This is a genomic window from Paraburkholderia sp. SIMBA_030, from assembly GCF_046535245.1.
Taxonomy (GTDB): domain Bacteria; phylum Pseudomonadota; class Gammaproteobacteria; order Burkholderiales; family Burkholderiaceae; genus Paraburkholderia.
In genome coordinates this window covers 134,834-147,295 of sequence record NZ_JAWRXB010000012.1, presented here as the reverse complement: position 1 = coordinate 147,295, position 12,462 = coordinate 134,834, and the positions used below count along the sequence as shown (strand labels likewise).

Below are 12,462 nucleotides of genomic sequence, written 5' to 3'. Positions count from 1 at the left end.
GTCTTTTCTATCCCATTTCAGATGACCCGGAGACAAACCATCATGTCCACTACTTCTGCTACCCGCCGCGCCGCCTTCCGCGCCAAAGTCAATGAACGCCAGGGCCTGCTCGTGCCCGGCGCCTTCAACGCAATGAGCGCGCGCGTGATTGAGGACGCCGGCTTCGAAGCGCTCTACATCACGGGCGCGGGCGTCACCAACATGTCGCTGGGCCTGCCCGACCTCGGCTTCATCGGCCTCGCCGAAGTCGCCGAACACACGGCGCGGATTCGCGACGCGGTCGCGTTGCCGCTGATCGTCGACGCTGATACCGGCTTCGGCAATGCGCTGAACGTGCGCCAGACCGTGCGCGTGCTCGAGCGCAGCGGCGCCGACGTGATCCAGTTCGAAGACCAGATCATGCCGAAGAAATGCGGCCACTTCGCCGGCAAGGAAGTGGTCAGCACGAGCGAAATGGTCGGCAAGATTCGCGCGGCCGTCGATGCCCGCGAAGACGGCAATCTGCAGATCATGGCGCGCACCGATGCGGCCGCGGTGCACGGCATCGAAGACGCAATCGAGCGCGGTCATCGCTTCATCGAGGCCGGCGCGGACATTCTGTTTATCGAAGCGACCGAATCGCTCGCCGACATCGAGCGCCTGCCGGCGCTGTTCGACAAGCCGCAACTGATCAACATCGTGATTGGCGGCAAGACGCCGGTGCAATCGCGCGAAGCGCTCGCCAAGCTTGGCTACGGCATCGTGCTGTACGCGAACGCGGCGCTGCAAGGCGCGGTGCTCGGCATGCAACGCGCGCTCGGCACGCTCAGGAGCAATGGCCGCCTCGACGAAGACGCCACGCTGGTCGCACCGTTCAGCGAACGCCAGCGGCTCGTCAACAAGCCGCTGTACGACAAGCTCGATCGCGAATACGCGGCGAAGGATTGATCGACGCGAAGACCCACGTGTTTCCGGCAAGCCTGCACGCGCCGGCCGGCCGCTTGACTTACGCCCTGCAACCGCCCACCCCGTCGGTAGCGTTCGCTTAATTGCGTTAGGATTCAGGGCTAGCGGCCATGCGCGATCTTTCACTGCCACGTCACCGTCGGCCGCGATCTCGCTGCCCGTCCACCTCTACTGGGGATGCCGGAAACATGTGTTCGAAAGATAGCCGCAGAAACATGAAGTCCAAATCTTGCCGTGCGCGCCGGCACGGTGGCGACGTCATCGGATCCACGCGCGGCGCGATCAGGATGGCGCAATGACCGGCGCCGGCGCACGCCATTCGCATGTCGGCTGGCTGCCGTATATCGTGGCCGCCACCTTCTTCATGGAGTACCTCGACACCACGGTGATCGCCACCGCGTTGCCGCAGATGGCGCATTCGTTCGGCGTCGGCCCGAACAGCCTGAGCCTCGGCATGACGGCTTACATGCTGGCGCTGGCGATTTTCATTCCGGCGAGCGGCTGGGTCGCCGACCGCTGCGGCTCGCGCACGGTGTTCTTCAGCGCGATCGGCATTTTCACGGTGGCTTCGGTGTTGTGCGGCTTGTCGCAGAACGTGACCGAGTTCACCGCCGCGCGGCTTCTGCAAGGCATCGGCGGGGCGATGATGGTGCCGGTGGGCCGCCTGATCGTGGTCCGCAGCACCGAGAAGAGCCGGATGATGCAGGCGATCTCGACCATCACCTGGCCGGCGATCGCCGCGCCGGTGATCGGACCGCCGGTGGGCGGATTCATCACGACCTACGCGTCGTGGCGCTGGATCTTTCTGCTGAACGTGCCGCTCGGTCTGGCGGCGATGGCTGTTGCGCTCGCGCTGGTGCCGAACCTGCGCGGCAGCGAACGCAAGCCGCTCGACGTGGCGGGTCTGCTGCTGAGCGCCGCGACGCTGACGGCGATCCTGTACGGCGCCGAACTGGCAAGCCAGCCTGGCGAGAACCCGTGGATTGCCGCCGCGTTGATCGCCGGCGGCTTGCTGGTTGGCGTGGTGGCGTTCCAGCATGCGAAGCGGCATCCGCATCCGCTGATCGACGTATCGACGCTGAAGATTCCGACCTTTTCGGTGACGGTGGTAACCGGTTCGCTGACGCGCATCGGCATAGGCGCGGTGCCGTATCTGATGCCGCTGTTGTTCCAGGTCGGCTTCGGCTTGTCCGCGTTCAAATCGGGCTTGCTGCTGCTCGCCAGTGCGCTAGGCAACCTCGGCATGAAGGCGCTGACCACGCGCATCTTGCAGCGCTACGGCTTCCGGATGGTGTCGATCGTCGATGTGACGGTGGCTGGCGTGTTCATCATCGCGTGCGGCTTGTTGACGCCGAACGTGCCGCTCGCGCTCGTGCTGTTCGTCGTCTTCATTTACGGCGTGGCGCGCTCGATGCAATTCTCGACGCTTGCCACGCTTGCTTACGCCGACGTCGCACAGCCGCAGATGAGCGCGGCCAGCACGCTATGGAGCGCCGCGGCGCAGATGACGATTGGCTTGGGCATCGCCTTCGGCGCCGTATCGCTGCGCGCTGCTGCGTTCTTTAATGGCGAGACGACGGGCCGCGTGTTTACGCTCGACGACTTCCGCCTCGCGTTTCTGTTTGCCGGCGCGCTAACGCTGATATCGGTGATCGGCTACATGGGTCTTGCGCACGACGCCGGCCAAAGCATCGGCGGCGGTTCGCGCGGCGCCGAAGGTCCGGCAAAAGGCTGACGACGCCTCAGCCGTAACCCCGCTCCCGCATCCACTTCGTCATGATCCACTTATCGCCGCCGAGCACCGGCGCGCCGCCATGCAAAGTCAAGGGATCAAGCTGCCGCTGCCCATTCATATACCGAAAATACACCGCCCCGCCCTGCTTTGCAGCGACCGAGAAGCCAGCTTCCGGAAAAATCGTCTCCCCGCCGTCAGCCACATCATTCAAATAGACAATCAGCGTCGCCACACGCTGCCCGCCCTGCGCGGTATGCACCGCACTGCCGGGCTGATCCGGCGGGAAATAGTCGAAATGCGGCTGATATTCGCCGTCAGTGTTGTAGTGCAAAACCTGCAACCCTTCACCGTTCTCCACCGGCCAGTTCATCAGACTTGACACGCGCCGGTCGATTCGCTCGATGAACGCATCTTCGCCACGCTGAAACCAGATACCTTCGCTGGTGCGATTGCGGATCACGTCCTCCTTGCCGGTCTCGGGATTGACCGTAGTCGAGCGTTTGAGCCGGTGACGCGAACGTTCGATCATCTCGCGGCACTCGTCCGGCGACAGCACGTCGGCGAACACGATCAACTGGGGCCGCTCGCAGCGCATCAGCACCCTGACATCGCGATCGTGCGCGCGGATCAGATTGCCGCGCGCGACAGGCACATTGTCATACTGGTACGCTTGCGGCGCGGCTTTCGGCAGGACCGCCTCGGTCGCTCCCTTCGCCAGGGTCGCCAGGGTCGCCACGTTCGTGCCGAATGCCTTGTGCACCGCGGCGCTGGCCACTTCAGCGGCGAAACCGGCTTGCACCATCGAATCGATCATCGACTCCATGCTGCAACCGCGCTCAACGTTGGTACCCAGCCAGTGTTCCCAGGCTGCATCCACTACAGGCATAGCATTCCCCGTTCGTCGGCGTGACGAAATACTGCATCATCTGGCCGGATCAAGGCAAGCGCAAGGCTGGGGCGATTGTTTGCACGGACTGACAACGCAATGCGATGACGTCGTAATATAGCGCTCTTAATAACGAATCGGGGTTATCGCATGATCCGCAAGCTGCTCGCATCTCTCGCGGTTGTCACTAGCGTGGCGACAGTCGCACCCGCCTTCGCGCAAGACAACACGGTCAACGTGCTGTACGCCGGTTCGCTCGTGAATCTGATGGAGCGCAGCGTCGGCCCGGCCTTCGAGAAAGCCACCGGCCAGCAGTTCCGCGGCTACGCGGCGGGCTCGAACAAGATCGCCAACGAGATCAAGGGCAAGCTGCGGCGCGGCGACGTGTTCATCAGCGCGAGCCCGAAGGTGAATGACAGCCTGATGGGTGAAGCGAACGGCGATCACGTCACGTGGTACGTGAATTTCGCCGAGTCGCCGTTGATGATCGGCTATAACCCGCGAAGCAAATTCGCCGCGGACTTCAAGAGCAAGCGCTGGGATCAGGTGTTGCAGGAACCGGGCATCCGCGTCGGCCGCACCGATCCGAAACTGGATCCGAAGGGTGCGTTCACCGTCGAGATGGTGACCAGAGCGGCCAATCTCTACCATCAGCCCGACCTCGTCGAGAAAACGCTCGGCGCGGCGGACAATCCCGCGCAGGTTTTGCCCGAGGAAACGTTGGTTGGCCGCCTGCAATCCGGCCAGCTCGACGCCGGCTTCTTCTACTCGACTGAAACCTCCGACCTGAAGATTCCGGCGATCCGCCCGGCCCCCGAATTGCAGGCCAAGGCCAGCTACACGCTGACGATTCTCAGCGACGCGCCGAACCATGCGGGCGCAAGCAGCTTCGTCGACTTTCTGCTGAGCGCACAGGGCCGCACGCTGTTGAAGCAGCACGGCGTGGACGTCGTCAAGCCCACCGTGAGCGGCAACGTGCAAGCGATGCCGCCTTCGGTGCAGGCCGTGATCGACGCCGCACAGTAACGCGATGAAACGTACCGCCGCGCGACCGCTGCTGTGGCTGGCGGCGCTCCTTGCCGTCTATCTGTGTGCGCCGTTCATCGCGAGCGTGCCGCAACTCGGCGCCGCCGATTGGGCGAATGTCGATTGGCGCGCGACGTGGTCGGCAGTCGGCGTGTCGGCGGCGAGCGCAAGTGTGGCGTCGCTCGTGATTCTGCTGGGCGGCGTGCCGCTCGGCTATTTTCTGGCGCGCTCGAAAGCGCGCAAGGTGGCGCTGCTCGGCTTCATCGTGCAATTGCCGCTGGCGCTGCCGCCCCTCACGAGCGGTGTGCTCCTGCTGTTTCTGCTCGGACCGTATAGCTGGGTCGGCCGTTTCACGGGCGGCGTGCTGACGGATTCGTTCGCCGGCATCGTGCTCGCGGAAATCTTCGTGGCCGCGCCGTTCCTCATCATCGCTGCGAAATCGGCGTTCGCGGCCGTCGACCCGGTGCTCGACGATGTCGCCGCGACGCTGGGCCACCATGCCGGCAGCCGCTTCTTCCAGGTCATGCTGCCGGTAGCGTGGCCTGCGGTTCGCGCCGGACTTGCGCTCGCGTGGTTGCGTGCGTTCGGCGAATTCGGCGCGACCGTGATGGTTGCATACCATCCGTATTCGTTGCCTGTTTACACCTACGTGGTGTTCGGCGGCCAGGGTTTGCCGGCGATGATGCCCTTGCTGCTGCCGACGCTCGCGATTGCGATCGTCTGCGCGGCGCTGTCGATTTACAGCGGCAGGTATGCTGCCGCGATCGAACAACCCGAAAACGGCGACGACGCGTTGGAACCCAACGCGAATCCAACCGCGAGCCGCGCTGAGACAGCCGATCTGCGCCTCGCTTTCCATTTACGACGGCAATTGGGCGGATTCGATCTCGACATAGCATGGGCGCCCGCCACGCGACGCCTTGCGATCATTGGGCCATCCGGCTCCGGCAAATCGTTGGCATTGCGATTGATTGCCGGGCTCGAATCCAACGCATCGAGTGCTGTGCAACTCGGCGCAACCGACTTGAGCACGCTGCCGCCCGAGCGTCGCCAGATCGGCTACATGCCGCAAGACTACGGGTTGTTTCCGCACATGACGGTGGCGCGACAATTGGCGTTTCCCGTCGATGCCGATGCGGCCAGCGCGCGGTACTGGCTCGACCATCTGGGCCTTGCGCAACTGCTTGCGCGCTTGCCGCATCAACTGTCGTTCGGTCAGCGGCAGCGGGTGGCGCTTGCGCGCGCGCTGACGCGTCATAGCGAGTTGCTGCTGTTCGACGAACCGTTCGCCGCGCTTGATACGCCGCGGCGGCGGCGGTTACAGCAGTCGTTGCGGGCGTTGCAGCGCGAGATTGCAGCGGTGACGATTATCGTCACGCATGATCCCGATGAGGCGGCGCTGCTCGCGGATGAGGTGCTGGTGGTTGAACAGGGGCGCGTGCTGCAGGCGGGTTTTATCGATTCCGTTTTTGAGCGGCCGGCTTCGATGCGAGTGGCTGAATTGCTTGGCTTGCACAATGTCGGCGAAGGGGTGGTGACGGCGCCGGGGCGGGTCGATATCGGCAATGGTTTGGTGATCGCGACTGGCAATCGTGAATTTGCGTTTGCTGCCGGGCAGCGGGTGATGTGGCGGGTTTCTTCTCATTCGGTTGCGATCTCGCCCAATGGGGACTATTCCGGGTTGGTCGACGCCGTCGAACTACGGCGCGGCGAGCGGTATGTTCGCGTGAATATCGCGGGTTTGCGGTTCGATATTCCAAGCGAAGATGCGCGCCTGCGCGAAGGGGTTGAGTGCCGGGTTGAATTTTTGGCCGACGGCGTTTCGGTTTGGGACTGAGGTTTTTTGCCGTTGGCCAAAATCCTTAACCCTCACCCGCGTGAGCCCTGGCCCTTACGTCAGAAAACGTCACGTCGATCATCAACTTGCCGGACTCGAACACCGTGACGAGCGCCTCATCCCAATCCCCCTCGACGGTGCGATCATCCCAGGCGAGCGGCAGCGTCGCAGTCCGATACTCGCCTGTATGACGATTCCGCAGCAAAGTAAGCCGCCCCTTCATAGACCGCTTGCCGGCATCCGTAACAGGATCCTTGTGCACATCGTGCCACTCGTCGCCAAGCTTGATCGCCGAACATTTCATCGCAAACCGTTGCGTATCGCGGTTGATCTGCTGCAACAACGCCCCACCCATTCCAAACACAATGTTATCCGCCGCGTATCCGGCATCATCCATCGCCGCAAGGATGGCCTCGATCGAATCCGGATTCACGCCGTCGCCCTGAATCACCCTGACGTTGTTGAGCACACGGCGGCCCTTGCTGTTCACCGTCGCCCCAAACGACGCGTCAAGCGTCCGCATCGTCTGCAGCACGATCGTCAGCGGATCGCCGGAATCAGGACGGATCACCAGCGTGCCGCCCGAATCGAGCACCGCCTGCTTCAGTTCCGTGCCCCAGACCTCGAGCGCGGCGAACAGGTCGTATGAATCGGACACCACTGAAACAATCGCCCCCGGCTTGCCGAACCGCGTAATCATGTTGCGAAACGCATCGGTCTCGCGCTCGCGGCCCCATGACGTGATCGTGCTGTGTTCGGCAGCCGGCACCGAAAACGCCGCCATCGGTTCGTTGTAGTAGTGATTCGCCGCAACCACGCCGAGCACCGTATCCGAACCCATGAAACTGACGAGGTGCGCAGAGCCGCCGATCGCCGCCGACTCCGCGCTCGACACGCCGCGCGCGCCGAAGTCATGCAGCTTGAACGGCAGTTGCGTGAGGTCGTCGCTGCTCTTCTCGAGATAACCGCGGATAGTCTTGCGCAGATGCCAGCTTTGTGTGGCAACCGTAATCGGATACCACACGCGCATCAGCATCGTCTCCAGATACGAGGCCAGCCAGAACACCCGCGGGTCGTCGCATTCGACCGTGACCAGCACGTTGTGCGTCGGCACCACCGAACCTTCCGGCACCGCGCGGATCCGCACCGGCAGATAACCGTCATAGCGCTCGACGATATAACGCCAGCCGGCTTCGTTAAACGGCTCGCCGTGGCCTGCGAAAAATGCCTTCGCCTGATCGATCATCGCCGCCGTGACGGGCCGGCACAGATACTCCTTGATCAGCATCTGCAAGCCGAAGAACAGCGTGCGGTCATAGCGTCCGCCGCGCGACTCGATGTACGAAAACATCGCCGACGCGTCAGGCGGATATTGCAGGTAGTGCGACGCCTTGTACGAATCCGTGTTGAGGATCAGATTGGACAGGATCGAGGAAATATCGTTGAGACCGTCGATATCGTCTTGCATGGCTAGAACTCCTCTAGGCCGTTGAGTTGCCGCCAGGTCTATCCCGGCGGAGGGGGTCAATCAAAGCTTGCCCAGAAAGTGATGTGCGATATCGAAGTGATCCTCGAACATCACATTGCGCATGGTCGCCAATACGTTTAGCGGAATCCACTGCGCCTTGTCGGCGTCGTCGCTTCCCCGCACGCGCGGCAATTCACCGAGCGGAAAGTGAAACAGGAACGCATGCGTAATAGTACGTCCGCGCAGCGAACGATGCGGATGGTCGAATACCTGGCGATCCTTCAGCGAACCGCGCATGACGGGTTCAGGCAGTTTCAGCCCGGTTTCCTCGCGCAACTCGCGAATGCATGCGGTTTCGAGCCGCTCGTCCTGATTGACGAAGCCTCCCGGCAGCGCCCACAAGCCGCGGCCGGGTTCGCTGCGGCGTCGCACCAGCAGAATGTGGCCGGAATGGACGACTAACGCGTCGACCGTCACGAAGGTCACTGGATAAGGCGCCGCGGCCCAGGCCTTTTTATAACCGGCGATGAATTCGGCTTCGGATTTCAGTTGCGCGAATTCGGGCCGCTTGCGGAATTGTTCGAGCCACGCAAAGACTGGGGCCGGCACCGCCCATTGCACGAAGCTGTTGCTGCGTTCGGCGAATAACTGCTCGCGGATTTCCGTGGCGGAGATGTCTTCCGTTGCTTCCACATCGATCCGTTCCCATTGCGGGAACATGCGCAGGTAGTACGAAGATGCGTCTTTTTCGTGGCCTATCAGCGCGATTTTTTTGCCCGAGGTTTCGCCGAGTTCTGTGGCTACCGCGTCCTGGATCCAGCGGAGCCAGTCGCCATCGTTGTACGTGGAATCTTGTACCGGCGTGACGGTGACGCGATTGCGGTCTTCCGCGTCCAGCATGGACGCCAGCATTTCGCGGCGCTCTTCGAATGAGAACGGGTCTTTGATCGTGCGAGGTTTGTCTGTCGATCCTATGAGGATGCAGACTTTTTGGGCTAATGCCAATGCCCGGTGCAGGACGTCCAGGTGTCCGCGGTGCGGGGGTTGGAAGCGGCCAATGAAGATTACCGCGTCGAAACGCTTCGGGGATGATGCTGTGCTCATGAGGCTCCCTCAAGAGGTTTTGGCGGTTTTGGGTCTGTCCTTCAACCGTGCAGATATGTTATTTGTTCGATTGTTTTGTCGTCAATGGGTTTTTGTCGGCGACCCGGCGATGGCCGGCCACAGTAAGTCGGTCAGCAAGCCGATGCCTTGCGCCAGCGTGCTGTCTTTGGCCGACGTGACGAGCGGCACACCATGATCGAGCGCCTCTTTCACGTGTTTTTCGTCGCGCGGCAGTTGATGCGCTATCTTCGCACCGCGGCAGACAGTTGCGTATCAGGTGTACTCGTCGTGCTCGGTGCGGCGGATGTCGGGGCCGTTATCGCGGCTTCGTTCGGCTGAAGCCGGAATCTCGTACATCGCGTCGCGCAGCGCATCACCCTGAATCTCTGCCTGAGCCTTGCGCTTCATCGCGTCAGCGATCACGAGCGTCAGCAAATCGGCCGACGGCGCGGCGAACAACGCACGCGGCGGCGCAAAATGACGCTGATAGGAAAAATTGGCACCGCGATCCGTGGTGCGGCGGTCCGGCCGCGATACGGCCAGCTTGCTGTTCTCATTCATGACAACCCCCGAATGATAGGCCTTACCAAGGCCGGTTCCAGGCGGACCGTGTCTGCGCGAATGCGCAGACACGGCTCCTGGTTACCTCGTAACGTGCGCCTCTCTCTGGAGACTCGGGCCACTCCTCTGTGCTTCTTCTTCGCGCCGGCCGGCCCTGACCGTGCGCTGCCCTTCCCTGTTTTGTGCGTCATGCGCCGACGAACAGCGCGAGCACGCTTCCTCAGTTCCGTCCAACAAGACGAAAAAAGTGGCGAGGTCATCGCTTCGCGTCATCCCGGTCACGAACAGCCGATACGCCGTATCGATCATTCGTGCCGTTTTTATTGGACATCCGTTTATCAGTGGCCCCGCCGCAGCCTCGTAAGACGCATTGGCTTTCCCCGGCCGCGCCTACGAAGTCCGTGGTTGCCGTCGGCTATTTTTACCGGCTGCGTCCCCGCGCTTCCGGCTTCCCGACTGCAATGTATTTCGCTTGCGATTCACCTGTCGCAATGGCTATGCCACCCGTACTCAAACCCTTGCCGGACGGCAATGTGTGGTGCAGCGCACGCTGCCGGACGGTACTTCGCGTCACGCGATGATTCGTGCACGACACGCGTTGCGCGGACGCGCTGGCGTACTGCGGACACGCGGCTCGTGTTATCGCCGCCGGATGAAAACCCTTACGCGCCACCTCTGGCAACGCTTTGCCGCGAGAATCGGTCAAATGTGCCGATGCCTCTGTGCACGAAGCTGCCATTTCGGCATACCGCCCGATTTGTCGCATACCTGAGACATGGCGGCCTCGACGCGTCGTATCCGCCGCAAGATTGACGCGCAGCCGCTCACAGCGGGGATTTCCAGACTATTTATGAACGGCAGGTCCAGGTAGGCCGCCACCCCGAAATTGTTTCTTAATCCAGATTTGTTTGTATAGCGCTCGAAAAAACTTTCGCTTATGGTTAAGCCATGCGCCAAATAGAGCGCCTTTAATCAGACCAATGAGGTATAACGGTTACTGTAATTCGGGGATGAGTTTGTTTGGCGGATTCAGCGCCGCGCGCTGTTCCGCTTTCTGTCCCATGCGTGAAACCTGCGGCTCGCGCCGCCGTTCCGTGCCCCCGCCATTGCCGCTACCGTGAATGCGTGACCGCCGGGCACCCGCAGCAGCGCTCGAATGCGGCTACGAAAAACCATGCTCGAGTCCGTGCGGACGGACCCGGCTGGCTCAGTTGGCCGAGGGTCGGCAACGCTTGCCGCCCCGCCCAATGCATCGAATAGCTCTCGAGAGAGCAGCATCGAACCGGGGGTAACATGAATACGACCTGCACACCTGGCGACACGGGGCGCACCGTGCTCTATGTGTCGAACTCGCCCGACCAGAATCTCGCCAGCTTTCTCGCGGCTTCGGGCTGGCAAGCGGTGCATGCCAAAAGCACCGCCATCGCGGAGCGCATGATCGAGCGCGACAACATCAAGGTGGGGCTCGTCGAATTGCCCGGCAACTGCAGCTCGCAGCATCTGTCGGCGCTGGCGTCGTGCATGCGGCGCGTCGAAACCAACTGGGTCGCGCAAATCGCGCCGGGGCAGGCCGACGATGAACTGGTCAGCCGCTTCATCCTCGACTATTGCTTCGATTTCGTGACCCGGCCGTGGTTGAACGACCGGCTTGTTTTCGCGCTCGGACACGCCCACGGGCTGTCGAGTCTGCGGCATACACAGGTTTTGCCGGAGCCGTCACTCGGGCGGCACGGCATGGTCGGGCAATGCGAAGCGATGCAGCAGTTGTACCGGCGGATCGATAAATGCGGCGTGACCGATGCACCTGTGTTTATCGCCGGCGAGTCGGGTACCGGCAAGGAACTGACAGCCTGTGCGATTCACGAGCGCTCGCCGCGCGCCGGCCAGGCGTTCGTCGCGATCAATTGCGCGGCAATTCCGCCAAGCCTTCTGCAGGCCGAACTGTTCGGCCACGAGCGCGGCGCCTTTACCGGCGCGCTGCAACGCAAGATCGGCCGGATCGAAAGCGCCAATGGCGGCACGCTCTTTCTCGACGAGATCGGCGATATGCCACATGAATGCCAGGCGGTGCTGCTACGCTTTCTGCAGGAAGGCACGATCGAGCGGCTGGGCGGAAGTGGCTCCATCAAGGTTGACGTACGCATCATTTCGGCGACCCACGTCGATCTGGATAAGGCAGTCGAAGACGGCCGCTTCCGGTCCGACCTGTATCACCGCCTATGCGTGCTGCGGCTCGTCGAGCCGCCGTTGCGCGAACGCGGCGGCGACATCAAGCTGCTCGCCAACTATGCACTCAGCATGTACAAGCAGGACGGCGCGCGCAAGCTGCGCGGGCTGTCGAGCGACGCGATCGTCGCAATGGCGAACTATCCGTGGCCAGGCAATGTGCGTGAGCTGATCAACTGCGTGCGTCGCGCGATCGTGATGAGCGATGGGCGCTTTATCACGGCAAGCGATCTCGGCTTGCCGGAATCGGCGAACGTACCGGCCGTCACGCTGGCGGAAATCCGCAGCAAGGCCGAGAAAGACGCGATCGAGCATGCCCTGCAGCGGCACGGCTACAAGCTCTCCGAAGCAGCGGCTGAGCTCGGCATTTCGCGGGCGACGCTCTATCGCCTGATGCATGCGAACCGTCTGCATCAGGACCAGCCGGCCGGGCGCGCGTCGAGTGCGAACGGCGGCGCGGATGCCGACGGCGAGGCGGAGCGGCAGGCGCCGTCACTGGTTTAGTCCCACAGTTGCTCGCGGCCCCAGCGGCCCGCCGGCCGCTCACCCCGGCAAATACGCCCGCGTCGATTGCGGCGCGCGATGCAGGCGGCTTTTACAAGGAACTTGTCCCCCACCCCCCGTGTCGCTAATACATTAGCAGCGGTCCCGCGCCGCCCTCACGCGCGGAGCCA

10 protein-coding genes are annotated in these 12,462 nt (G+C 62.5%); 6 read left to right on the top strand and 4 right to left on the bottom strand.

Features of this window, described 5'->3' with window-relative positions:
* The first annotated feature begins 42 nt into the window (after positions 1-42).
* Both SB772_RS21650 and SB772_RS21645 read left to right on the top strand, forming a co-directional pair.
* Complete coding sequence (locus tag SB772_RS21650) at positions 43-927, top strand: oxaloacetate decarboxylase (protein WP_410835245.1); 885 nt, start codon at positions 43-45, stop codon at positions 925-927.
* Between the two features lie 313 nt (positions 928-1,240).
* Positions 1,241-2,680, top strand: a complete 1,440-nt coding sequence (locus SB772_RS21645) for an MFS transporter (RefSeq protein ID WP_410835244.1) — start codon at positions 1,241-1,243, stop codon at positions 2,678-2,680.
* Positions 2,681-2,687: 7 nt separating this feature from the next.
* Here the strand turns inward: SB772_RS21645 and SB772_RS21640 are convergent, their stop codons facing one another.
* Positions 2,688-3,566 carry a 2OG-Fe(II) oxygenase gene (locus tag SB772_RS21640; RefSeq protein WP_410835243.1) on the bottom strand — a complete coding sequence of 293 codons (879 nt, stop codon included), beginning with the start codon at positions 3,564-3,566 and terminating at the stop codon, positions 2,688-2,690.
* Between the two features lie 150 nt (positions 3,567-3,716).
* On the opposite strand from SB772_RS21640, the gene SB772_RS21635 reads away from it, so the two are divergent.
* Positions 3,717-4,592 carry an extracellular solute-binding protein gene (locus tag SB772_RS21635; RefSeq protein ID WP_410835242.1) on the top strand — a complete coding sequence of 292 codons (876 nt, stop codon included), beginning with the start codon at positions 3,717-3,719 and terminating at the stop codon, positions 4,590-4,592.
* Positions 4,593-4,596: 4 nt separating this feature from the next.
* Positions 4,597-6,429, top strand: a complete 1,833-nt coding sequence (locus tag SB772_RS21630; protein ID WP_410835241.1) for an ATP-binding cassette domain-containing protein — start codon at positions 4,597-4,599, stop codon at positions 6,427-6,429.
* Between the two features lie 25 nt (positions 6,430-6,454).
* On the opposite strand, the gene SB772_RS21625 is transcribed toward SB772_RS21630, so the two are convergent.
* On the bottom strand, positions 6,455-7,897 hold the full coding sequence (locus tag SB772_RS21625) for a nicotinate phosphoribosyltransferase (RefSeq protein WP_410835240.1): 1,443 nt from the start codon (positions 7,895-7,897) through the stop codon (positions 6,455-6,457).
* Positions 7,898-7,957: 60 nt separating this feature from the next.
* Positions 7,958-9,001: a bifunctional nicotinamide-nucleotide adenylyltransferase/Nudix hydroxylase gene (locus SB772_RS21620; RefSeq protein ID WP_410835239.1), complete on the bottom strand. Its 1,044-nt coding sequence runs from the start codon at positions 8,999-9,001 to the stop codon at positions 7,958-7,960.
* Here SB772_RS21620 and SB772_RS21615 point away from each other — a divergent pair.
* On the top strand, positions 8,955-9,197 hold the full coding sequence (locus SB772_RS21615; protein ID WP_410835358.1) for a hypothetical protein: 243 nt from the start codon (positions 8,955-8,957) through the stop codon (positions 9,195-9,197). The genes SB772_RS21620 and SB772_RS21615 overlap by 47 nt on opposite strands.
* A gap of 77 nt (positions 9,198-9,274) precedes the next feature.
* On the opposite strand, the gene SB772_RS21610 is transcribed toward SB772_RS21615, so the two are convergent.
* Positions 9,275-9,562: a hypothetical protein gene (locus SB772_RS21610; RefSeq protein WP_410835238.1), complete on the bottom strand. Its 288-nt coding sequence runs from the start codon at positions 9,560-9,562 to the stop codon at positions 9,275-9,277.
* A 1,293-nt stretch (positions 9,563-10,855) separates the two neighbouring features.
* Between SB772_RS21610 and SB772_RS21605 the strand changes: the two genes are divergently transcribed.
* Positions 10,856-12,292, top strand: a complete 1,437-nt coding sequence (locus SB772_RS21605; RefSeq protein ID WP_410835237.1) for a sigma 54-interacting transcriptional regulator — start codon at positions 10,856-10,858, stop codon at positions 12,290-12,292.
* Positions 12,293-12,462: the final 170 nt, after the last annotated feature.